The sequence below is a fragment of the Mycolicibacterium alvei genome (assembly GCF_010727325.1).
Classification (GTDB): domain Bacteria; phylum Actinomycetota; class Actinomycetes; order Mycobacteriales; family Mycobacteriaceae; genus Mycobacterium; species Mycobacterium alvei.
The window spans coordinates 3,077,385-3,099,118 of sequence record NZ_AP022565.1 but is presented as its reverse complement, the minus strand read 5'-3'; the positions used below and the strand labels follow the sequence as shown (position 1 = coordinate 3,099,118).

The 21,734-nt window shown below is 67.2% G+C and carries 22 protein-coding genes; 18 read left to right on the top strand and 4 right to left on the bottom strand.

Annotated elements, in window-relative coordinates:
* Window positions 1–12 precede the first annotated feature (12 nt).
* Complete coding sequence (locus tag G6N44_RS14935; protein WP_163665223.1) at window positions 13–1,350, top strand: alpha/beta hydrolase domain-containing protein; 1,338 nt, start codon at window positions 13–15, stop codon at window positions 1,348–1,350.
* A 13-nt stretch (window positions 1,351–1,363) separates the two neighbouring features.
* Here G6N44_RS14935 and G6N44_RS14930 read toward each other — a convergent pair whose 3' ends face one another.
* Window positions 1,364–2,443, bottom strand: a complete 1,080-nt coding sequence (locus tag G6N44_RS14930; RefSeq protein ID WP_163665221.1) for an NAD(P)H-dependent amine dehydrogenase family protein — start codon at window positions 2,441–2,443, stop codon at window positions 1,364–1,366.
* On the bottom strand, window positions 2,440–3,471 hold the full coding sequence (locus G6N44_RS14925; RefSeq protein WP_163665219.1) for a 3-ketosteroid-9-alpha-monooxygenase, oxygenase component: 1,032 nt from the start codon (window positions 3,469–3,471) through the stop codon (window positions 2,440–2,442). The genes G6N44_RS14930 and G6N44_RS14925 overlap by 4 nt, the downstream gene beginning before the upstream one ends.
* Before the next feature lie 88 nt (window positions 3,472–3,559).
* On the opposite strand from G6N44_RS14925, the gene G6N44_RS14920 reads away from it, so the two are divergent.
* From G6N44_RS14920 to G6N44_RS14885, 8 genes are all read left to right on the top strand, one after another.
* Window positions 3,560–4,177 carry a TetR/AcrR family transcriptional regulator gene (locus G6N44_RS14920; RefSeq protein ID WP_163665217.1) on the top strand — a complete coding sequence of 206 codons (618 nt, stop codon included), beginning with the start codon at window positions 3,560–3,562 and terminating at the stop codon, window positions 4,175–4,177.
* 80 nt (window positions 4,178–4,257) lie between these two features.
* Window positions 4,258–5,124 carry a trehalose monomycolate transport factor TtfA gene (ttfA, locus tag G6N44_RS14915; RefSeq protein ID WP_163665215.1) on the top strand — a complete coding sequence of 289 codons (867 nt, stop codon included), beginning with the start codon at window positions 4,258–4,260 and terminating at the stop codon, window positions 5,122–5,124.
* 3 nt (window positions 5,125–5,127) lie between these two features.
* Window positions 5,128–5,904, top strand: a complete 777-nt coding sequence (locus tag G6N44_RS14910; protein ID WP_163665212.1) for an SDR family NAD(P)-dependent oxidoreductase — start codon at window positions 5,128–5,130, stop codon at window positions 5,902–5,904.
* An 18-nt stretch (window positions 5,905–5,922) separates the two neighbouring features.
* On the top strand, window positions 5,923–6,813 hold the full coding sequence (locus G6N44_RS14905) for a hypothetical protein (protein ID WP_163669977.1): 891 nt from the start codon (window positions 5,923–5,925) through the stop codon (window positions 6,811–6,813).
* A complete protein-coding gene (locus tag G6N44_RS14900) occupies window positions 6,806–7,450 on the top strand; it encodes a TrmH family RNA methyltransferase (RefSeq protein WP_163665210.1) in 645 nt (214 codons plus the stop codon). The genes G6N44_RS14905 and G6N44_RS14900 overlap by 8 nt, the downstream gene beginning before the upstream one ends.
* A gap of 15 nt (window positions 7,451–7,465) precedes the next feature.
* A complete protein-coding gene (locus G6N44_RS14895) occupies window positions 7,466–8,578 on the top strand; it encodes a glycoside hydrolase family 76 protein (RefSeq protein ID WP_163665208.1) in 1,113 nt (370 codons plus the stop codon).
* A gap of 90 nt (window positions 8,579–8,668) precedes the next feature.
* Window positions 8,669–9,352, top strand: coding sequence for a FadR/GntR family transcriptional regulator (locus tag G6N44_RS14890; RefSeq protein ID WP_163665206.1), 684 nt, complete (start codon window positions 8,669–8,671; stop codon window positions 9,350–9,352).
* 160 nt (window positions 9,353–9,512) lie between these two features.
* Window positions 9,513–10,412, top strand: a complete 900-nt coding sequence (locus G6N44_RS14885) for an LLM class F420-dependent oxidoreductase (RefSeq protein WP_163665204.1) — start codon at window positions 9,513–9,515, stop codon at window positions 10,410–10,412.
* 1 nt (window position 10,413) lies between these two features.
* Here G6N44_RS14885 and G6N44_RS14880 read toward each other — a convergent pair whose 3' ends face one another.
* Entirely contained in the window at window positions 10,414–11,370 is a 957-nt protein-coding gene (locus G6N44_RS14880) for a LysR family transcriptional regulator (RefSeq protein WP_163665202.1), read from the bottom strand.
* Window positions 11,371–11,393: 23 nt separating this feature from the next.
* Here G6N44_RS14880 and G6N44_RS14875 point away from each other — a divergent pair, with 23 nt between their 5' ends.
* Genes G6N44_RS14875 through G6N44_RS14840 form a run of 8 tightly spaced genes read left to right on the top strand, consistent with a single transcriptional unit; the run spans window position 11,394 to window position 19,926 of the window.
* On the top strand, window positions 11,394–12,542 hold the full coding sequence (locus G6N44_RS14875; protein ID WP_163665200.1) for an XdhC family protein: 1,149 nt from the start codon (window positions 11,394–11,396) through the stop codon (window positions 12,540–12,542).
* A 55-nt stretch (window positions 12,543–12,597) separates the two neighbouring features.
* Window positions 12,598–13,488, top strand: coding sequence for an FAD binding domain-containing protein (locus tag G6N44_RS14870; RefSeq protein ID WP_163665198.1), 891 nt, complete (start codon window positions 12,598–12,600; stop codon window positions 13,486–13,488).
* A gap of 3 nt (window positions 13,489–13,491) precedes the next feature.
* Window positions 13,492–13,983, top strand: a complete 492-nt coding sequence (locus G6N44_RS14865; protein ID WP_163665196.1) for a (2Fe-2S)-binding protein — start codon at window positions 13,492–13,494, stop codon at window positions 13,981–13,983.
* Window positions 13,980–16,379: an aerobic carbon-monoxide dehydrogenase large subunit gene (locus G6N44_RS14860; protein WP_163665194.1), complete on the top strand. Its 2,400-nt coding sequence runs from the start codon at window positions 13,980–13,982 to the stop codon at window positions 16,377–16,379. Before G6N44_RS14865 ends, G6N44_RS14860 begins: the two co-directional genes overlap by 4 nt.
* Window positions 16,380–16,390: 11 nt before the next feature.
* Entirely contained in the window at window positions 16,391–17,182 is a 792-nt protein-coding gene (locus G6N44_RS14855; RefSeq protein WP_163665192.1) for an XdhC family protein, read from the top strand.
* A complete protein-coding gene (locus tag G6N44_RS14850) occupies window positions 17,172–18,062 on the top strand; it encodes an AAA family ATPase (RefSeq protein WP_163665190.1) in 891 nt (296 codons plus the stop codon). The genes G6N44_RS14855 and G6N44_RS14850 overlap by 11 nt, the downstream gene beginning before the upstream one ends.
* Window positions 18,059–18,736, top strand: a complete 678-nt coding sequence (locus G6N44_RS14845; RefSeq protein WP_163665188.1) for an SRPBCC family protein — start codon at window positions 18,059–18,061, stop codon at window positions 18,734–18,736. The genes G6N44_RS14850 and G6N44_RS14845 overlap by 4 nt, the downstream gene beginning before the upstream one ends.
* Entirely contained in the window at window positions 18,733–19,926 is a 1,194-nt protein-coding gene (locus tag G6N44_RS14840; protein ID WP_163665186.1) for a vWA domain-containing protein, read from the top strand. Before G6N44_RS14845 ends, G6N44_RS14840 begins: the two co-directional genes overlap by 4 nt.
* Here the strand turns inward: G6N44_RS14840 and G6N44_RS14835 are convergent.
* A complete protein-coding gene (locus G6N44_RS14835) occupies window positions 19,923–20,618 on the bottom strand; it encodes a DedA family protein (protein WP_163665185.1) in 696 nt (231 codons plus the stop codon). The genes G6N44_RS14840 and G6N44_RS14835 overlap by 4 nt on opposite strands.
* 74 nt (window positions 20,619–20,692) lie before the next feature.
* Here G6N44_RS14835 and fbaA point away from each other — a divergent pair, with 74 nt between their 5' ends.
* Window positions 20,693–21,730 (top strand): class II fructose-bisphosphate aldolase, encoded by a 1,038-nt coding sequence (fbaA, locus tag G6N44_RS14830; protein WP_163665183.1) that lies wholly within the window; start codon window positions 20,693–20,695, stop codon window positions 21,728–21,730.
* Window positions 21,731–21,734 lie beyond the last annotated feature (4 nt).

Here is a 21,734-nt window from a genome sequence, read left to right as displayed (position 1 = left end):
AAAGATGAACGGGTGATCACCAAAGTCCCCGGCAAGCCCAATCTGCTCCTCGGCGCCTACGACCTGGCCACGCTGGGTTACCGCGCCGAGGAGTTCTTCGTCTCGGGGACGGCCGGGTCCTACTCCGACACCGTGGCGTCCGAGGCGGACTACACCACCCGCATCGTCGTCCTCTCACCAGTCGATGCGGCGAAATCGAACGGCACCGTGATCGTCGAATGGCTCAATGTCAGTGGCGGAATCGACGCGCCCGCGGTCTGGTTCATGGCGCACCGGGAGATCGCCCGGGCGGGCTACACGTACGTGGCAGTCTCGGCCCAGCAGGTGGGTATCGAGGGTGGAACGAGCCTCGTCGGCGCCGAAATGTCGTTGAAAGCGCAAGACCCACAGCGCTATTCCGCTCTACACCACCCCGGTGACCCGTTCTCCTACGATATCTTCACCCAGATCGGACGCTTGATCCGAGATGGCGCGATCAACGATCTGCGTGTGGAGGCCGTTCTGGCAGTAGGTGAGTCGCAATCGGCGGCGTTCCTGACGACATACGTCAACGCGGTAGATCCGGTGGCGGCCAGCTATGACGGCTTCCTGGTACATTCCCGATTCGGCAACGCCGCACCGCTCGACGACACGAATATCTTCGACGAGGACGGGTCGACGGTGGCCGTGCCCTTCCGCACCGATCTGCGTGTCCCGGTGCTCACCGTGCTCACCGAGACGGACGTCGTCGGTGGATTCCGCGTGGGCTATCACGCGGCCAGACAGGCGGACAACGAGTTTCTGCGCGCCTGGGAGGTGCCCGGTACCGCCCACGCCGACAACTACACCATCCGCGTCGGTTTCATCGACGACGGATCTTCGGAGCTGGCTGACATCGTCGCGGCGTACGCGCCCACCGATGAGTTGATGGGCACGCAACTGTCATACAGCCTCAACTTCGCTCCGCAGCATCACTATGTGCTGCAGGCTGCCTTGGCCGCACTCAACACCTGGATTCGCACCGGCACTCCCGCGCCGAGTGCACCGCCGATCGCCTTGACCGCCGGCGATCCGCCCGGAATCGCCCTGGACGCGAACGGGCTCGCCGAGGGCGGCGTCCGTACCCCGTGGGTCGATGTCCCGATCGCGTGGACGTCGGGGCTCGCGAAGGACGAGAGCCCCATGTCCTTCCTGTTCGGGTCGGGCGAGCTCTTCGACGCCGCGAGGCTGTGTGAGCTCTACCCGAAAGGCGTCGAGGGGTACCTCGAGCAGTTCACCGATGCGCTGGACCGGGCAATCGAGGCGGGATTCCTGCTACCCGCGGACCGCCCGGAGATTCTTGAGCTCGCCGCCGCGATGTTTCCCGGCTGACTATCTCCTCGCGCTAAATGTTGAAGCGCCCGGCGAACCCGCGCAACGGCACATCGGCACTCGTCAGCAGCCCGGGCGGGGCGGCGACCACCGACGCGATGGCGTTGAGTGCGGGCAGGCCGGTCACGGTCATGCCGATCGAGGCGAACGAGGTCGGATCGGACAGGTCGACGCCGGGCTTCGGGAAGACCATGTGCTTGTTGTAGATACACGGATCACCCTTGATCTGAGTGATGTAGCAGCCCTTGATGTCCCAGCTGGGATCGGTGTGTGGGGTCATCTGCCATTCCAGGTGGGTTTCGACGCGTGGCACACCGTCGACCATGCCCTGGTATTTGATGTAGTTGCCGCCCAGCGATCCCTTGGGCAGCGTGTACCAGCCGAGGTCGACATCCTTGGTGCAGGCGCCGAGCTCGGCGCTGAACGTGACCTCGTCGAGTTCCAGTCCGAAGCAGTCGGCCATCATCAGCACGCTGTCGGCGAATACCCGGGTGTACTTCTCCAGCTTGCCCGGGATCGACGGATCGTCGACCGGTAGGCCGTAGCCGACCTCGATCCAGGTGTCCTTGCTGTGATGGCATGACACGTCGACGGATTCGATGGTGGTGACGTTCTCGATCTCGGCGACGTCGGCCGAGCACACCACGCCGAGGATCTGATTCACGCCGGGGTTCATCCCGGTGCCGTAGAACGTCGACCCACCCTTCTCGCACGCCTCGGCCAGCAGCTGAGACACCGGCTTGCCGGACGGGTGTGGGTGGTTGGTGTCGCGGTGCCAACCGGTGATCCAGTCCGCGGTGGTGACGATATTGATGCCGGCCTCAAGGACTTTCACGTAGAGGTCCTCGTCGGGGAAGACGCCGTGGAAGGTGAGTACATCGGGACGGGCGGCGATGATCTCGTCGATCGATCCTGTCGCCGTCACCCCGATGGGCTCGATCCCGGCGATTTCACCGGCATCACGGCCCACCTTTTCCGTTGTATAGCAATGTAATCCGACCAGTTCGAGATCGGGTCGCTTGCCGATACGCTTGATCATCTCGGTGCCGACGTTGCCGGTCGCCACCTGGAATACCCGGATCTTCTCGGTCATAGGGTGTCTGCCTTCCGTATAAGCGACAGGTCTGCGGCACTACCGCCCAGGCCATCGGGATAGAACTGCATGGCCCACTTGCGGATTGCGGTGAAGCCCTCGTATTCGGCGGTGGCCAACGCCGGCGGATCGGAGTAGCGCTGGTGTGACCAGATGTGGATGTCCTGGGTGAACTGGCGGATCACTTCGTCGCCGAACTCGGCAGCACGTTCAGCGGCCCGCGGCGTGTCCTTGCCGGGGGTCCGGCCGATGTAGACCATGAACCGCACGTCGGAGGTGGACTCGTCGACCGGGGTGACCGCGGAGATGGTGCGGTTGTCGATCATTCCCCAGCTCTTGGTCACCGCGATGCCCAGACCGCCGTTGATGGCCTCGACGCCGCTGCGCACATCGTCGATCGACTGCTGATCGTCGCCCTCAAAGGTGATGGTGAAGTCGACGTAGGAGATCGGCGCGGCGAAGTCGTGACGGGTGAACACCGGCACGATCGGGGTCTGGTGCACGTATTTGAAGTGCGCGAAGTCGACGCCGTTCTCCAGTACGTACTGCGGATGCAGTTCGAGTCCCGCACGGAAAAGTCGCTGCTGGGGGTAGTAGTCGGCGACGGTGCTGCCGTCGGCGAAAGACGCGAACACGTCCGGCGCATCGAAAAACGGCTCCCGCCCCTCGACGTCGTGCCAGATGTAGATGGCCTCGTTGCGTTCGACGACGGGGTAGGTGCGCATCCGCCGGCCGCGGTTGGGCCGATCCTGATACGGGATGCAGACGTTGCGGCCCTCGCCGTTCCACTGCCAGCCGTGGAACGGGCACTGGATCACCTCGCCGACCACCTGGCCACCGAAGCCGAGGTGGGCGCCGAGATGTTCGCAGTAGGCGTTCATCACGGTCACCTGCCCGGACTCCGAGCGCCAGGCCACCATCTCCTCGCCGAAGTACTTCATGGCGTGCACGGCGCCGGCGCCGACCTGGTCCGACCAGGCGACCTGGAACCATCCCGTCGGTTTCATCGACAACGGTGGTTTGGCCATGACGCGAATCGTAGGAGGTTCTGTGAAACTTGTGAAGGGTTTAGTAGAGGGTTCTGCGAAAACTGGTCCCGACCGGTAATCTCCGGAGATGACCGAGGTGAGCGCGCGCCGTACCAACCGGCGCGGCGAGGCCACCCGGGAGAACATGCTGGAAGCCGCGCGCAAGGCGCTGGCCACCGGCGACCCGGGCGCGGTATCGGCCAACCGGATCGCCAAAGAGATCGGTGCCACCTGGGGCGCGGTGAAATACCAGTTCGGCGACATCGATGGATTTTGGGCGGCGGTCCTGCAGCGCACCGCCGAACGCCGCGCAGGCATGCTCAGTCATTGCGATGAGAGTGCGCCGCTGAGGCAGCGCGTCGCCGGCATCATCGACCTGCTCTACGACGGGTTGACGGCCAGCGATTCGCGGGCGATCGAGAATCTGCGCGCCGCACTGCCGCGGGACCACGCCGAACTCGAACGGCTCTACCCGAAGACCGCAGCCGAACTCTCGTCATGGGGGCAGAGTTGGTTGCAGACCTGCCAGCAGGCCTTCGCCGATCTCGACGTGGACCCCGAACGGGTCCGCGAGGTCGCCTCCTTCATCCCCGGCGCGATGCGTGGCATCACCTCCGAGCGTCAACTCGGCACCTATACCGACCTCGATGTGGCCCGGCGGGGCCTCACGAACGCGATCGTCACCTACCTCGAAGAGCCCCGGTGACAGGGCTCTGATCACCAGTAACCGGGTTGTGACCTCACAAGGTGGGGGCATTTCCGCCGTCAACAAGTAGGCTAGGCCCGATGGTCCCGCTCTGGTTCACGCTGTCCGCACTCTGTTTCGTGGGTGCGGCCGTATTGCTGTACGTCGACATCGACCGTCGACGTGGGTTGGGACGGCGCCGCAAGTCGTGGGCGAAGTCGCATGGCTTCGATTACGAGCATGAGTCGCACGAGATCCTCAAGCGCTGGAAGCGCGGGGTGATGTCGACCGTCGGTGACGTCACGGCCAAGAACGTCGTCCTCGGCCAGATTCGTGGCGAGGCGGTGTTCATCTTTGACATCGACGAGGTGGCGACAGTGATCGCGCTGCACCGCAAGGTGGGCACGAACGTCGTCGTCGATCTGCGGCTCAAAGGCATCAAGGAGCCCCGGGAGAGCGATATCTGGCTGCTCGGCGCGATCGGTCCGCGGATGGTGTACTCCACCAACCTCGATGCCGCTCGCCGCGCGTGCGACCGCCGGATGGTCACGTTCGCCCACACCGCTCCCGATTGTGCCGAGGTCATGTGGAACGAGCAGAACTGGACGCTCGTCAGCATGCCGGTCACGAGCACCCGCGCCCAGTGGGACGAGGGACTACGCACCGTGCGTCAGTTCAACGACCTGCTGCGGGTTCTGCCGCCGGTTCCGCAGAACGGTGTGGCACCGCAGTCCGGCCAGGGCAGCCAGGCCGCGCTGGCCCGTCGCGCAGGCTCACCCAGCCGCCCGTTGACGCCGACCCCCGCCGGACGTCGCGAGCTGCCGCCGGGCCGGGCCGATGCGGCACCCGGACGCGGTGACGTGAGTCGTTACACCCAGCCGCGGCAGGAGCCGGGTCGCCCGGATGCGATTCGTCGCACCCCGCCGCCGGCCCGCAACGGGCGTCACGCACCGCACTACCAGCGCTAGGTCGTGTCTCGTCCCCTCGCGCTGATCACCGGACCGACCTCGGGGCTCGGTGCCGGGTTCGCCCGGCGCTACGCGCGTGACGGTTATGACCTGGTCCTCGTGGCGCGTGACGGCGCACGGTTGGAACAACTCGCCGCCGAACTGCACGACGAAGCCGGTGCCGACGTCGAGGTGCTGCCCGCGGACCTCGCATCCGCCCCGGACCGGGCCAAGGTCGCCGATCGGCTCCGCGCCGGGGTACAGGTGCTGGTGAATAACGCCGGGTTCGGCACATCGGGTGAATTCTGGACCGCCGACCTCGCACAGTTACAGGCCCAACTCGATGTCAACGTCACCGCGGTGATGGAACTGACGCATGCCGCGCTGCCCGCGATGATCGAGGCAGGCAAGGGCACCGTCATCAACGTGGCCAGCGTCGCCGGGCTGGTGCCCGGGCGTGGATCGACCTATTCGGCCTCCAAAGCATGGGTCGTCTCGTTCACCGAGGGGCTGGCCAACGGGCTGAGTGGCACCGGGGTCGGGGTACACGCCCTGTGCCCCGGATTCGTCCACACCGAGTTCCATGCCCGCGCGGGCATCGACATGGCGGGCACACCGTCGTTCCTGTGGCTGCAGGTCGAGGATGTGGTGTGTGAATGTCTGGCCGACGTGGCCGCAGGCAAGGTGGTCATCGTGCCCGGCTTGCAGTACAAGGTGCTTACCGCCGGGGGTCGGCTGGTTCCGCGAAACCTGGTGCGCGCCATAACAAAAGCAGTGGGAAAAGGTCGTGGGAGAACTTAACGCAGAACTGACGTGGCAGTGCGGGCGCTGATCGCGGCGGTGATGGCGATACTTCTCGTCGTCACCGCGGGCTGCACGTCCGATGAGCCGAAACGTACGTATGAGGCCTCGACCGCCACGCTCGGCGAGTCGCTCGACATCCTCGGTTGGCGCCTGAAGGTGTCGGATCTGCGGTTCGACTCCGAACATGTGCTGGTCGACGTCGAGGGCTCGGCCGCGGGTGATACCCGCGCCAAGCCCGAGGACATCCGGTTCGGCCTGTACGGCGCGCTGGCGCATCCGGTCGAGGCCGACGCGCTCCACGGCTGCGATGACATCACCAACTTGGGGATCCGGCCGCTGTCCGCGCCCTCACCTGACAAGCTCAGCGGCACGGTCTGTCTGGGACCGTTCCGGGATCAGAGCCAGGTGCGCGGAGTGTATCTGTACTCGCCACGCGAGCGCATTGCCGGAACCACGGTCGCCTATCCGGCGGCCTTCCCGGTGGGTTTGCTGCCCACCAACATCAACGACACCGGGGTCACCGTGAAGTCCACCAGCGTCGACGGCTTCAGCGCCGACGGCGGTCAACTTTCACCGGCCGCGATGGGGGACCCCACGGCCTTCAGTGGCAAGGGCTACATGCTGCTCGGTCTCGAAATCAACGGTGCAGCAAAGCGTTACGGAGAAGATGCGGCGGCCCGCGGCGGTCCGCTGATGGTGGTCGCCGGCCCCACGCTGCCGCCGCCGGGGCTCAGCCATCTCTGTTCGGTGTACGGCTCGTCGGTGCTGATCCTGCCGGAGGCCTCGCGTGAGGCGGTCAATGTGCGGGCCTCGCTGTGTACGCAGGGTGAGATGAACGCAGCGCTGCTGTACGCGTCGGTGTCGGTGATCGGCACGCATGCTGCCCTGTGGACCACCCGTGGCTGACGCTGTCGGCCCGACCGAGTGGGGAGAATCCCCGGGAGTGGGTCCGTGGGAGGGACCGCTCCCGGACGATCCGCGCTACGATCCCGCACTCCTGCATGACGGAGATACCCGCAATGTCGTTGACGCCTACCGGTATTGGACCCGGGAGGCCATCATCGCCGACATCGACCGGCGTCGGCATCGGCTGCACATCGCGATCGAGAACTTCGGCAACGACGCCAATATCGGTGCGGTGGTGCGCACCGCCAACGCCTTCGCCGTGGACACCGTGCACATCGTGGGCAAACGCCGCTGGAACCGGCGGGGCGCCATGGTGACCGACCGCTATCAGCGGTTGTGTCACCACGACACGACCGCCGAACTGCTGTCCTTCGCCGCCGATGCCGGGCTGACCGTCGTCGCAGTGGACAACGTGCCCGGCGCGGTACGACTGGAACAGACCGAACTGCCCCGCGACTGCCTGCTGATCTTCGGCCAGGAAGGCCCGGGTATCACGCCGGAGGCGCAGAATGGGGCGGCCGTCACCGTCTCCATCGCACAGTTCGGCTCGACCCGCAGCATCAACGCCGGAGTCGCCGCCGGGATCGTCATGCACGCCTGGATCACCCGACATGCCGACATTTCGGCCGCCTGGTAAGGCAGGATCGTAAGCATGGATCAGCTATGGGCCAACCGTGCGGCCAGCGCCGAAGCGGCGATCACCAAGCGACACCTGTCGAAGCTCTGGCGTCTGCCGGGCACTCAACTCGGTGTGACGGCCTGGCCGTCGTCCAAGAAGTACAGCCAGTTCGGCACCTGGCACTACTGGTGGCAGGCGCATCTGCTGGACACGCTGGTCGACGCACAGGTGCGTGATCCGCAGCCCGAGCGGAGAACCCGTATCGAACGGCAGATCCGCGGGCACCACATCCGCAACAACCTGTCCTGGACCAACAACTACTACGACGACATGGCCTGGCTGGCGCTGGCTCTGGAGCGGGCCGGACGCTTGGTCGGGGTGGAGAAGGCCGGCGCGCTCAAGAAACTGTGCAACCAGTTCGTCGACGCCTGGGTGCCTGAGGACGGCGGCGGCATCCCCTGGCGCAAACAGGACCAGTTCTTCAATGCCCCGGCCAACGGTCCGGCCGGGATCTTCCTGGCCCGCTACGTGACCCCTCAAGGCGACCGGTTGCGCCGGGCCCAGCAGATGGCCGACTGGATCGACGACACCCTGATCGACCCCGAGACCGACCTGGTGTTCGACGGGATCAAGGCCGGGTCGATGGTGCGGGCGCAGTACACCTATTGCCAGGGCGTGGTGCTGGGACTGGAGGTCGAACTCGCCGTGCGTACCGAGGACGCCCGGCACGCCGAACGGGTGCGTCGCCTGGTGGCCGCGGTGGACCGGGAAATGGCCCCCGACGGCGTCATCAACGGCGCAGGCGGCGGCGACGGCGGGCTGTTCAACGGCATCACGGCCCGGTACCTGGCGCTGGTGGCGAACACCTTGCCGGGGGATACGGCCGAGGATCGTGCCGCGCGCGACACCGCGCGCAAGATCGTGCTCACCTCCGCGCAGGCGGCCTGGGACAACCGTCAAACCGTCGATGGGCTGCCGCTGTTCCCGGCGTTCTGGGACCGCGAAGCTCAGATTCCCGTGGCCGAAGGCCAACAAGCTCAGTTCGTCGACGGTGCGGTGAAACCGTCGGCGATCCCCGAGCGTGACCTGTCGGTGCAGGTTTCGGGCTGGATGTTGATGGAAGCCGCGCACACGCTTGGCGAGTAGTCCCGCTCATCGGGATCTGGAGCGCAGTCGGGCAATTTGTCAGACAACATGGTGCGCGCACAGTAGCGGTACGAAGTAGGTGAGTGGTTGATGGAACGGGTCGCACGGACCTCCATAGTCGACGTTGTTGTCGCCAGATTGCGCGACCAGATTCACAACGGCAATTGGCCGGTGGGGACCAAGGTCCCCACCGAGGCGAAACTTGTTGAGGCACTGGGCGTGAGTCGCCCGTCGGTCCGCGAAGCGGTACGGGCACTGGTGCAGGTGGGCCTGTTGGAATCCCGGCAGGGTGACGGCACGTACGTGGTGGCCGACGACGAGGCCGCAGTGGCGCTGCAGCAGGCGGTGGACGCCGCTGACGACGGCGAGGTACTGGTGGTTCGCCGGGCACTCGACGTGTTGGCCGCCCAGCAAGCCGCCCGCCATCGCACCCGGGCGGACGTCGCCGCGTTACGCGCATCGCTCGTCGCTCGTCGTGCCGCCATCGCCGATTCGAATATGGCGGCGTTTATCCACCATGACATCGCCTTTCACGTCGGGGTGGCACGGGCGGCGCACAACGGGCTGTTACTGATGCTGTACAAGAGCTTCGAGAACTCCATGCGCGACTCGATCCTTCAGCTCAACTGCATAGCGGAAATCGGCGGACTGCATCCCGAGTTCCACGAGGTGTTGCTGGTTGCGGTCGAGCGCGGGGATCACCGCGGTGCGGCCCGCGCTGCTATCGGCGTGCTCGACGACCACGAGCGGCTGCTGTACGCGGTCGGCAGCTGACAAAGCAAAGTTCTCTTCTGTTGCGCCGTCGACCTTGCGTCCTGCGGGGTGCTCTCAGCCCAAGGCCGGATATGTGCCCGGCGCGGGCTACCTTGGTCACTGCCAGAGAGGTGCTTGCCGATACGCGGTCGGTCAGGCGAGCGGATGTGAGGAGTGGTCAGTGACTCGAGCCAGGATCGATTTCCCCAGCCGCATCGGCGTGTGGTGGGCCAGCGAGACCTGGTCGATGCCAGCCGCGCAGGAGGTCGCTGCCGAGATCGAGGCGTTGGGGTTCGGTTCGCTGTTCCTGCCCGAGGTGGTCGGGAAGGAGTGCCTGACGCAGTCGGCCGCGTTCCTGGCCGCGACCCGACGCCTGGTGGTCGGCACCGGCATCGCCAATATCCACGTCCGGGTGCCGAGTGCGGCCGAGACCGGGGCCCGCACCCTCACCGCGCTGTATCCGGGCCGGTTCGTGCTCGGTCTCGGAGTCAGCCACGGCCCGCTGGTAGAACGCGGTCTGGGTGGTGTGTACCAGAAGCCGCTGGCCACGATGCGCGACTATCTGGACCGGATGGCCGCGGTGCCCGAGCAGATCGAACCGGGTGTCGGCCGTCCGCCGCGACTGCTGGCGGCATTGGGTCCCAAGATGATCGAACTGTCGGGTACGCATGCCGACGGCGCGCACCCCTACCTGGTGACCCCCGAGCAGACCCGGGCCACCCGCGAGATCCTCGGTGCGGACAAGTGGATCGTCTCCGAACAGGCGGTGGCCATCGGCTCTACCGACGAGGATCAGCTCCGCCGCGCCCATGCCCACCTGGATGTCTACAGCGGGCTGCCGAACTACCGGAACTCGTGGCTGCGTCAAGGGTTTGACGAGTCCGATCTGGTACGCGGTGGATCCGACCGGCTGGCCCGTGCGGTGGTGGGGATGGGGTCGGTGGAAAGCACCGCCAAAGCAGTGACGGCCCATCTGGACGCCGGTGCCGACCACGTGGTGCTGCAGGTGCTCGGTGACGATATGACCGCAGATCCCCGGCCCGCGCTACGCGAACTCGCGGCTGCGTTGGCCTTGGTCTAGCTCAACTCCACAGGGTCACATGCACTTTCGGGCGAAACCGGGTGACTCCGACGCCGCTGCCGCGGATCATCGCCTGCGTGCACCGCGGGGTGGTGATGAACCGCACCAGTTCGGACACCGCCGGTTGACGGGCGGCCGGGGGCAGCGTTGAGGCGAACCATTCCCCGGCGATCTGCAGACCGGATCCCTTGATGTGCACCAGGCGTCCGCTGCTGAGATCCTTCGCAACGGCGAATCCGATCGTCGGCATGACCCCGCCGACGCGCTGAGCCTCCTCGAGGGCGGCCGCATCGCTCTGGAAGATGCGTTGCCGCGCTTCGGGTATCGCCAGCTGCCGCAGCATGGTGGCGATCTCGCCGTCCGCGCTGCCGCCGGACGGGCCCAGCATCCACGGCTGTTCACGCAGCAGGGCCGGGGTGGGGGCGCGGCCGGCGAGCGGATTGTCGGGTGTGGTGACCGTGATGACCTGATACTTCAGGAACGGGCGAACAGCGAGATCATGACCGTTGCCTTGCGGGGGCGGACCGAGCGCGATGTCGACGGCCCGGGAGGCGATCAGATAGCCGAACCGGCTAGCCGGGTGCACACTGAGCTCGACCGAAAGATCGTCTGCGCGTGAGGAAAACAGTTCGATGAGCCCCGGCGCGGCATGCTCGGCGAATGCGCTGGACGCCGCGATACGCAGCAGCCTCCTGCCGTGGGCGGCCTCGGTGACCTCGATGGCGGTCTGCTGCTGAAGTCCGAGGATCTCGACGGCGCGACTGGCCAACCGCAGGCCGCCCGGGGTGAATGCCAGGCCGGATGCGGTCCTGGTGAACAGCGGGTCGTCGAGTTCCTTGCGTAGTTGGGCGACGTGCATCGAGACCCCGGCATCGGAGACGCCCAGTTCTTCGGCGGCGGCCCGAACCGAGCCCAGTCGGACGACTGCCGAAAACGCCCGTAGTTGCGCAGGTGTCACGACTGAAGCCTAGATTGGTTTCCGTGAGGGATGTGCTGAGCACCTTGTTAGCGGTTTGGCGGGCAGGTGGTACCGCCGGCGTCGGGACGGTGGTGCGGACCTTCCGGTCGGCCCCGCGCCCGGCCGGTGCGTCGATGGTCGTCGGCCCCGACGGCACGGTCACCGGGTCGGTCTCGGGTGGGTGCGTCGAGGGCGCCGTCTACGATCTGGCCACCGAGGTGATCGCCACCGGCACCCCGATCCTGCAGCGCTACGGTGTCAGCGACGACGACGCCTTCGAGGTCGGTCTCACCTGCGGTGGGATCCTCGACGTGTTCGTGGAGCCGGTGTCTCAGAGCACGTTTCGTCAACTCGAAGCCATCGCCGATGACATCGAGGCGCATCGTCCGGTTGCCGTCGCCACGGTGATCGCCCATCCTGACGCGTCGTGGGTCGGTCGGCGGTTGGTGGTGCACAACGACCGGGTGGACGGGGAGCTGGGGTCGGCACGCGCCGACGCCGCGATCACCGACGACGCGCGGGGTCTGCTGGCGGCCGGCCGAAGTGAGGTGCTGGTCTACGGCCCCGACGGGCAGCGCCGCGGCGAGGGCATGCAGGTGTTCGTCGCCGGCCACGCGCCGCGGCCCCGGATGCTGGTGTTCGGTGCCATCGACTTCGCGGCGGCGGTGGCCCGCCAGGGCGCGTTCCTGGGCTACCGGGTCACGGTGTGCGATGCCCGCCCGGTGTTCGCCACCTCGGCGCGATTCCCCACCGCCGACGAGGTGGTGGTGGACTGGCCGCACCGCTACCTGGCGGCTCAGGTCGGGGCGGGGGCGATCGATGCCCGCACGGTGATCTGCGTGCTGACCCATGACCCCAAGTTCGACGTGCCACTGCTGGAGGTGGCGCTGCGGATACCCGACGTCGCCTACATCGGTGCGATGGGCTCGCGGCGCACCCACGAGGACCGATTGGCGCGGTTGCGCGAGGTCGGGATGACCGAAGCGGAGTTGGCCCGGTTGTCCAGTCCGATCGGACTCGACCTCGGCGGCCGCACCCCCGAGGAGACCGCTGTGTCGATCGCCGCGGAGATCATCGCCCGCCGCTGGGGCGGTGGGGGCCGACCGTTGGCCGAGGGCGGTGGCCGCATCCACCACGAGCAGGGCGAACGCGAGTCGCTACCAGCCAGTTAAGCGATCGCTTAACTGGCTATTGACGTGCGCGTCGGTTACGTGTGAGGTGACTCACATGCAAGTTCCGGGCCCATTCGAGTACGAACGCGCAACCAGTGTCGACCAGGCGGTCGGCCTGCTGGACAGATTGGGGGAGGACGCCAGGATCGTCGCAGGCGGCCACAGCCTGCTGCCGATGATGAAGCTGCGCATCGCCAACCCCGAGTACCTCGTCGACATCAACGACCTCGCCGCCGAGCTCGGCTACATCGTCACCGACCCCACCCAGGTGCGGCTCGGGGCGATGGTCCGCCACTGCCAGGCGCTTGAGTCGGATCCGCTGGCTGCGGTGTGCCCGATCTTCCGGGACGCCGAGCGGGCCATCGCCGACCCGGTGGTTCGCAACCGCGGCACGGTGGGCGGTTCGTTGTGCCAGGCCGACCCGGCCGAGGATCTGACCACGGTGTGCACGGTGCTGAGCGCGGTCTGCCTGGTCCGCGGACCGGCCGGGGAGCGCGAGATCCCCATCGACGACTTCCTGGTCGGCCCGTATGAAACCGCGATCGCGCACAACGAGATGCTGATCGAGGTACGCATCCCGGTGCGGCACAACACCGCCAGCGCCTATGCCAAGGTCGAACGTCGGGTGGGGGACTGGGCGGTCGCGGCGGCCGGGGCCCAGGTAACCCTGGACGGGGAGGAGATCAAGGCCGCCCGGTTGGGCCTGACCGCGGTGAATGCCGATCCCGATGCGCTGCGGTCGGTGTCGGAGTCCCTGGTGGGCCGGCCGGCGGTCGAGGAGACCTTCGCCGCGGCCGGTGCGGCGGCCGCGCAGGCCTGTGAGCCGGTCAGCGATATGCGCGGCAGTGCCGACTACAAGCGGCACCTGGCATCCGAGCTGACCATCCGCACCTTGCGCACCTCGGTCGACCGGGTTCGCAATACCCCTGTCCTGGAAGGGAATTGAGTTATGCAGGTCAACATGACCGTCAACGGTGAAGCGGTGAGCGCCGAGGTCGAACCGCGCATGCTGCTGGTGCACTTCCTGCGTGACCAGCTCGGCCTGACCGGGACGCACTGGGGTTGCGATACGTCGAACTGCGGAACCTGTGTCGTCGCGGTGGACGGTGAACCGGTGAAATCCTGCACGATGCTGGCCGCGATGGCCGCCGGGCATGCGGTCCGGACCGTCGAGGGCATGGAGGTGGACGGACGGCTCGACCCCGTGCAGGAGGGCTTCATGCAGTGCCACGGCCTGCAGTGCGGGTTCTGCACCCCGGGCATGATGATCACCGCCCGCGCCCTGCTCGACCGCAACCCCGACCCCACCGAAGACGAGATCCGCGAAGCGATTTCGGGTCAGATATGCCGCTGCACCGGCTACACCACCATCGTGCGATCGGTGCAGTGGGCCGCCCGGCACGCCGGCGAGTCGACTGCGGATGAGGAGATCACAGCATGACCACGCTGGAGAACCCGGTCAACCGGCCCGAGGACACCGCATCCAACGATGCCAAGCCCTGCGGTCACGGCCGGATGCTGCGCAAGGAGGATCCGAGGTTCATCCGGGGCCGGGGCACCTACGTCGACGACATCACTCTGCCCGGCATGCTGCACCTGGCGATCCTGCGGTCCCCCTACGCGCACGCCAAGATCGTCGGCATCGATGTGACTGCGGCCCAGGCGCACCCGAAGGTCAAGGCGGTGGTGACCGGTGCCGACCTCGCGGAAAAGGGCCTGGCCTGGATGCCGACGCTGTCCAACGACGTGCAGGCGGTACTGGCCACCGACAAGGTGCGGTTCCAGGGTCAGGAGGTGGCCTTCGTCGTCGCCGAGGACCGGTACTCGGCGCGAGATGCGCTGGAACTCATCGACGTCGACTACGAACCGTTGGATCCGGTGATCGACGTCCGGCACGCACTGGACGCGGATGCGCCGGTGATCCGTACCGATCTGGAAGGCAAATCCGACAACCACTGCTTCGACTGGGAGACCGGGGACGCCGCGGCCACCGAGGCGGTGTTCGCCAAGGCCGACGTGGTGGTCAAACAGGAGATGGTCTATCCACGGGTGCATCCCGCGCCGATGGAAACCTGTGGGGCGGTAGCCGATCTGGACCCGGTGTCCGGCAAGCTGACGCTGTGGTCCACCTCCCAGGCTCCGCACGCGCACCGCACCCTGTACGCGCTGGTGGCCGGACTGCCCGAACACAAGATCCGGGTGATCTCGCCCGATATCGGTGGCGGCTTCGGTAACAAGGTGCCGATCTATCCCGGCTATGTGTGCGCCATCGTCGGCTCGCTGCTGCTCGGCAAGCCGGTGAAGTGGATGGAGGACCGTAGCGAGAACCTCACCAGCACCGGCTTCGCCCGCGACTACATCATGGTCGGCGAGATCGCCGCGACCTCCGACGGCAAGATCCTGGCCATCCGCACCAACGTGCTGGCCGACCACGGTGCGTTCAACGGCACCGCGGCCCCGGTGAAATATCCCGCCGGTTTCTTCGGGGTGTTCACCGGCAGCTACGACATCGAGGCCGCCTACTGTCACATGACCGCGGTCTACACCAACAAGGCACCCGGCGGGGTGGCCTATGCCTGCTCGTTCCGCATCACCGAGGCCGTCTACCTCGTCGAGCGGCTGGTGGACTGCCTGGCCTTCGAGCTCGAAGTGGATCCTGCCCAGCTGCGGTTGCGAAACCTGTTGAAACCAGAGCAGTTTCCCTACCGGAGCAAGACCGGGTGGGTGTATGACTCCGGTGACTACGAGACGACCATGCGCCTGGCGATGGAGATGATCGACTACGAGGGGCTGCGCGCCGAGCAGAAGGAGAAGCGGGCCCGCGGCGAGCTCATGGGCATCGGCATCTCGTTCTTCACCGAGGCGGTGGGTGCGGGCCCGCGCAAGGACATGGACATCCTCGGGCTCGGGATGGCCGACGGCTGCGAACTGCGGGTGCACCCCACCGGAAAAGCAGTGGTGCGCCTGAGCGTTCAGACCCAGGGACAGGGCCACGAGACGACGTTCGCGCAGATCGTCGCCGAGGAGCTCGGCATCCCGCCCGAGGACATCGACGTGGTGCACGGCGACACCGACCAGACCCCGTTCGGTCTGGGCACCTATGGCAGCCGGTCCACGCCGGTATCAGGTGCGGCAGCCGCGCTCGTGGCGCGCAAGGTCCGGGACAAGGCCAGGATCATCGCGTCGGGCATGCTGGAGGCCTCGGTGGCCGACCTGGAATGGGAGAAGGGCTCGTTCCACGTCAAGGGTGACCCCACCGCATCGGTCACGATCGCCGATATCGCGATGCGCGCCCACGGGGCCGGCGACCTCCCGGACGGTATCGAAGGCGGCCTGGACGCCCAGATCTGTTACAACCCGGAGAATCTCACCTATCCCTACGGTGCCTACTTCTGCGTCGTCGACGTCGACCCCGGTACCGCGGTGGTGAAGGTGCGCCGATTCCTCGCGGTCGACGACTGTGGTACGCGGATCAATCCGATGATCATCGAAGGGCAGGTGCACGGTGGCCTGGTCGACGGAATCGGCATGGCACTGATGGAGATGATCGCCTTCGACGAGGACGGCAACTGCCTGGGCGGCTCGTTGATGGACTATCTGATTCCCACCGCGATGGAGGTACCGCACTTCGAGACGGGCCACACCGTGACGCCCTCGCCGCATCATCCGATCGGCGCCAAGGGGATCGGCGAATCGGCCACGGTCGGATCGCCGCCCGCCGTGGTCAACGCCGTGATCGATGCGTTGGCACCGTTCGGGGTGCGGCACGCCGACATGCCGCTGACCCCGTCTCGGGTGTGGGAAGCCATGCGGGGCAACGCCACGCCCCCGATCTAGATGGAGGCCCGATGTCACTCACCGAACGCGTAGCGCAACTGCGACGGGACCGCACCCCGTTCGTCCACGCGACCGTGGTGCGGGCGCAGCAGCCCACCTCCGCGCACCCGGGAGACGAGGCGATCCTGTTGGCGGACGGCACCATCGAGGGATTCGTCGGCGGCCACTGCGCGCAGAACTCGGTACGCAAGGCCGCCCTCGGGGCCCTTCAGGTCGGCGAGAGTGTGCTGCTGCGGGTGCTGCCCGACGGCGATGTCCATTTCCCGGAGGCGCCGGGAGCGTGCGTGGTGGTCAATCCGTGTCTGTCCGGGGGCGCCCTGGAGATCTTCCTGGCGCCCGAGGTGCCGGCCCCGTTGGTGCGCATCGTCGGTGGGACCCCGGTCGCACAGGCCATGGTCGAGTTGTGCGCCATGCTCGGCTATGACGTGCAGCGCGCGGAGACGGCCGAATCCGCCGACTTCGCCGATGCCACCGCGGTGGTGATCGCGAGCCTCGGCGGGCCCGAGGCGGACGTGATCAGGGCTGCGCTCGACGCGGGCGTGGGCTACATCGGCTTGGTGGCCAGCCGGGTCCGGGGTGCCTCCATTCTGTCCGCGCTGGCATTGTCGGAGGCCGAGTCCGCCCGGGTGCACACCCCGGTCGGGTTGGCGATCGGAGCGCGGACGCCTGCCGAGATCGCGGTGTCGGTGGTGGCCGAGGTGATCCAGGGGATCCGGGTCGGCGGATTGGCGGTACGTACCTCCGGTCCGGCGCCGCAGTCGACCACGTCGAGCGAGCCTCACTGCGGGTCGCATGACCACTGATCCGGTATTCGGCGACGTCGGTGATGTGGTGCGGCGCTTCGACGCCAACGACTATCTGCTCGACGAGGGCACCGCAACGGCGATCTATCTCGCGGTCACCCTGGGGCGCCCGCTGCTGCTGGAGGGGGAACCCGGCGTCGGTAAGACCACCGCCGCCAAAACCCTTGCCGCAGTGCTTGATACACCACTAGTCCGGCTGCAGTGCTACGAGGGTCTGACCGCCGCCGAGGCCCTCTACGACTGGAACTATCAACGGCAGCTGCTGGCGATCCGGTTGTCGGAGGCGCGCGGGGCCGGCGCTATCGAGGAGGCCGACCTCTATACCGAGGCGTATCTCGTCGACCGGCCGATCCTGCAGTGCGTCCGTCACCGCGGGCCCACCCCGCCGGTGCTTCTCGTCGATGAGATCGACCGCGCCGACGACGAATTCGAGGCATTGCTGCTGGAGTTTCTCGGTGAATCCGCGGTCACGGTGCCCGAATTGGGAACCTTCGTCGCGCAGCGGCCACCGATCGTGGTCCTGACCTCGAACCGCAGCCGTGACCTTCACGATGCGTTGCGCAGGCGGTGTCTCTACCACTGGATCGAATACCCGCAGCGTGCCCAGGCCGTGGCGATCGTGCGCCGCACCGTGCCGGGGGCCTCCGATGCGCTGATCGAGCAGGCTGCCCAATTCGTAGGTGCAGTACGGGATCTCGACCTCGACAAGCCGCCGGGTATCGCCGAGGCCATCGACTGGGTGGCCGCGCTGGTCGCGCTGGGGGTCGGTGACCTCGTCGCGCCTGCCGCGGCCGGCACGCTCGGCGCGCTGGCCAAAACCCCCGACGACGCCGGACTGCTGCGTGACGCCATGATGGAACTGAGAGGAAGTCCCCTATGAAGATCGCCAACGAGTTCGCGGTCAGCGTGCCGATCGATGACGCGTGGAACCTGCTCACCGATCTCGAGCAGGTGGTGCCGCTGATGCCCGGCGCGGCGTTGACCGGCCAGGACGGCGAGGACGTACTGGGCAAGGTCAAGATCAAGGTCGGGCCGGTGACCAGTGAGTTCAACGGCAAGGTGCGCTTCGTCGAGCAGGACCGCGACGGATACCGGGCCGTGATCGACGCCAAGGGCCGGGAGACCCGCGGAACCGGCAACGCCGCCGCCACCGTCACCGCCACACTGCACGACGCGGGGCAGACGACCCGGGTGACCGTCGACACCGACCTGAAGATCGTGGGCAAGCTCGCGCAGTTCGGCAGCGGCATGCTGCAGCAGGTGTCCGAGAAGCTGCTGGGTCAGTTCGTCGAATCGTTGGAGGCCAAACTCGCCGCCGACGGATCCGCCGACGAACCTGCCGAGCAGTCCGCCGAGCGACCCGCCGACCGGCCGGCATCGACCACCGCCGCCCCCGCGGCCGAACCCGCACCCATCGACCTGCTCGACCTTGCCGGTGGCACTGCGCTGAAGAAGTACGGTCCTCGCGTGGCCGGGGCCTTCCTGCTGGCGGCGCTGCTGTTCACCATCGGCCGGTTGCGAATGGCCAGAAACGCGGCCCGCCGCCGCCCATGACGGCACCGCTGCTGCTGCGCGGGGTCGATCATGCGGCCTTCGCCGTGGCACTGGTGGACCGGTTGCGTTCGGCCGGGGTCGCGGTGCCCGCCGTCGGGCCCGCTGCCCTGGTGCAGGCGATGCACGTGCTCGTCCCGGCGAAACGGTCCGAGCTGTACTGGGCGGCCCGGCTGACCCTGATGTGCCGGGTCGAGGATCTGCCCGCCTTCGACGCCGTGTTCGATGCGGTGTTCGGTGATGCCGTGCTCGGGCTGGACCCGCCCAGCCTCAAACAGCAGCGATCGTCGATCACGCCGGCCCGGTCCGCGAACACCGGCGAGCCCGGACCGATCGAGGAGGGCGACGGTCTGCCGTGGTCGACGCGGCCGGCCACCGTCACCGCCGCGGCCCATCCGCCCTCCGGTAGCGCGATACCCGACCTGGCCCCCAGCGGGCTCGCCGTCCGCGGCGACGAACCCTTCGATCGGTTCGACCCCGACGAACTGCGGCAGCTCGGTGCTTGGCTGGAATCGATCGAAGCCGGCTGGCCGCACCGCCGGTCGCTGCGCCGGCGGCGGCATCCGCACGGCCACCGCGTCGACCTGAGGGAAACCATCCGGGCGTCCCGGGCCACGGGCTGGGAACCGTTGCGGGTGGCCAGAACCCGCCGCCGGCTCCGGCCGCGACGGGTGGTGTTCGTCTCCGACGTCAGCGGCTCGATGCAGCCGTATGCGGCGGTGTATCTGCACCTGATGCGGGCCGCGGCGATGCGTCGGCGGGGCATGCGGCCCGAGGTGTTCGCATTCGCGACGACGCTGACCCGGCTGACGCCGGTGTTGTCACACCGCTCTGCGGAGATCGCCCTGGCCCGTGCCAACGAGACGGTGCACGACCGGTACGGCGGTACCCATCTGGGCCGCTCGATCGCGGACCTGCTGGCCCCACCGCACGGCAGTGCCCTACGCGGAGCGGTCGTGGTGATCGCCTCGGACGGGTGGGACGCCGATCCTCCCGAGGTGCTGCGGCAGGCGATGAGTCGGCTGCGGCGTCGGGCGCACCTGGTGGTCTGGCTCAATCCGCGGGCGGCCGCCCCCGGCTATCGCCCGTTGGCCGGCTCGATGGCCGCGGCGCTGCCGTACTGCGACCACTTCCTGCCCGCCCACACCCTCGCGGGTCTGCAGGTCCTGTTCGACGTGCTCGCGGGCAGTTAGACCTGCTCGGCGGCGGACTTCTTGGCGGCGCGGCGGCGCTTGAACCACTCGATGAACATCGGTGCGACCGAGGCCACGACGATCAGGACGAAGATCGGCTCGAGCAGCTTCTGGATGACCTCGAACTGACCCAACCAGTAGCCGAGCAGTACCAGGCCGACGCCCCACACGATCGCGCCCAGCACGTTGAACGTCGTGAACACCGAATAACGCATCTTCGCGGCGCCGGCGACGATCGGTGCCAGCGTGCGCACGATCGGCACGAACCGGGCGATGACGATGGCGAACGGGCCGCGCTGCTCGAAGAACGTGTGGGCCTCGTCGAGGTACTTCTGCTTCAACACCCGGGCGTCTGGTTTGAACATCTCGACGCCGATGAACCGGCCGATGAGGTAGCCGACCTGACCGCCGAGAACCGCCGCGATCGGGATGAACACCAGCAACTGCCAGAGTTCGAAGTTGGCGCCCACTGCCGTCCCCTGGGCGGCGGTGCCTGCGGCCAGCATGCCCGCGACGAACAGCAGCGAGTCGCCGGGCAGAACGGGGAACAGTACGCCGGACTCGACGAACACGACGACCAGGATGCCCACCAGGGCCCAGGTGCCGAAGGAACCGATGAGGTGCAGCGGATCCATGAAATCCGGCATGAGGGCCAGATTGGTCGTAGCCTCGGGGAGGGCGATGTCGATCACGACTCCCAAGGGTACCTGGGCCGTATGACCGGTCTTCACCTGCGATAACCCCGCCTCAGACGGAAGGACACGCCATGCCGATCGCCACGCCCGAGGTCTATGCCGAGATGCTCGGCCGGGCCAAGGAGCATTCCTTCGCATTCCCGGCCATCAACTGCACGTCGTCGGAAACCGTCAACGCGGCCATCAAGGGTTTCGCCGACGCGGGCAGCGACGGCATCATCCAGTTCTCGACCGGCGGGGCCGAGTTCGCATCGGGGCTCGGGGTCAAGGACATGGTGACCGGCGCCGTCGCTCTCGCCGAATTCGCCCACGTGATCGCCGACCGGTACCCGATCACCGTGGCCCTGCACACCGACCACTGTCCGAAGGACAAGCTGGACACCTATGTGCGGCCGTTGCTGGCCATCTCGGCCGAGCGGGTCGCCGCCGGCCGAAATCCGCTGTTCCAATCGCACATGTGGGACGGCTCGGCCGTTCCCATCGACGAGAACCTGACCATCGCCCAGGAACTGTTGAAGCTCGCGGTGGCGGCCAAGATCGTCCTCGAGGTCGAGATCGGTGTGGTCGGCGGTGAAGAGGACGGGGTCGAGGCCGAGATCAACGACAAGCTCTACACCTCATCGGAGGACTTCGAGAAGACGATCGACGCGCTGGGTGCCGGTGAACAGGGTGCGTACCTGCTGGCGGCCACGTTCGGAAACGTGCACGGCGTCTACAAGCCCGGCAATGTGGTGCTCAAGCCCGAGGTGCTGGCCGAAGGGCAGCGGGTGGCGGCCGCGAAGCTCGGATTGCCTGACGACGCAAAGCCTTTCGATTTCGTCTTCCACGGCGGATCGGGTTCGCTGAAGTCCGAGATCGAGGACTCCCTCAGGTACGGCGTGGTGAAGATGAACGTCGACACCGACACCCAGTACGCCTTCACCCGCCCGCTCGCCGCACACATGTTCACCAACTACGACGGCGTACTCAAGATCGACGGCGAGGTCGGCAACAAGAAGGTCTACGACCCGCGTAGCTACCTGAAGAAGGCCGAGGCGTCGATGAGTGAGCGCGTGATCGAGGCCTGCAACGATCTGCACAGCGCCGGGCGCAGCGTCACCGCCGGTTAGGTGG

Coding starts and splice junctions, on each gene's coding strand:
- G6N44_RS14845 (WP_163665188.1), top strand. CDS start 18,059: ATGAAGATCGCCAACGAGTTCGCGGTCAGCGTGCCGATCGATGACGCG.
- G6N44_RS14930 (WP_163665221.1), bottom strand. CDS start 2,443: ATGACCGAGAAGATCCGGGTATTCCAGGTGGCGACCGGCAACGTCGGC.
- fbaA (WP_163665183.1), top strand. CDS start 20,693: ATGCCGATCGCCACGCCCGAGGTCTATGCCGAGATGCTCGGCCGGGCC.
- G6N44_RS14890 (WP_163665206.1), top strand. CDS start 8,669: ATGGAACGGGTCGCACGGACCTCCATAGTCGACGTTGTTGTCGCCAGA.
- G6N44_RS14895 (WP_163665208.1), top strand. CDS start 7,466: ATGGATCAGCTATGGGCCAACCGTGCGGCCAGCGCCGAAGCGGCGATC.
- G6N44_RS14850 (WP_163665190.1), top strand. CDS start 17,172: ATGACCACTGATCCGGTATTCGGCGACGTCGGTGATGTGGTGCGGCGC.
- G6N44_RS14920 (WP_163665217.1), top strand. CDS start 3,560: ATGACCGAGGTGAGCGCGCGCCGTACCAACCGGCGCGGCGAGGCCACC.
- G6N44_RS14870 (WP_163665198.1), top strand. CDS start 12,598: ATGCAAGTTCCGGGCCCATTCGAGTACGAACGCGCAACCAGTGTCGAC.
- G6N44_RS14925 (WP_163665219.1), bottom strand. CDS start 3,471: ATGGCCAAACCACCGTTGTCGATGAAACCGACGGGATGGTTCCAGGTC.
- G6N44_RS14840 (WP_163665186.1), top strand. CDS start 18,733: ATGACGGCACCGCTGCTGCTGCGCGGGGTCGATCATGCGGCCTTCGCC.
- ttfA (WP_163665215.1), top strand. CDS start 4,258: ATGGTCCCGCTCTGGTTCACGCTGTCCGCACTCTGTTTCGTGGGTGCG.
- G6N44_RS14860 (WP_163665194.1), top strand. CDS start 13,980: ATGACCACGCTGGAGAACCCGGTCAACCGGCCCGAGGACACCGCATCC.
- G6N44_RS14855 (WP_163665192.1), top strand. CDS start 16,391: ATGTCACTCACCGAACGCGTAGCGCAACTGCGACGGGACCGCACCCCG.
- G6N44_RS14865 (WP_163665196.1), top strand. CDS start 13,492: ATGCAGGTCAACATGACCGTCAACGGTGAAGCGGTGAGCGCCGAGGTC.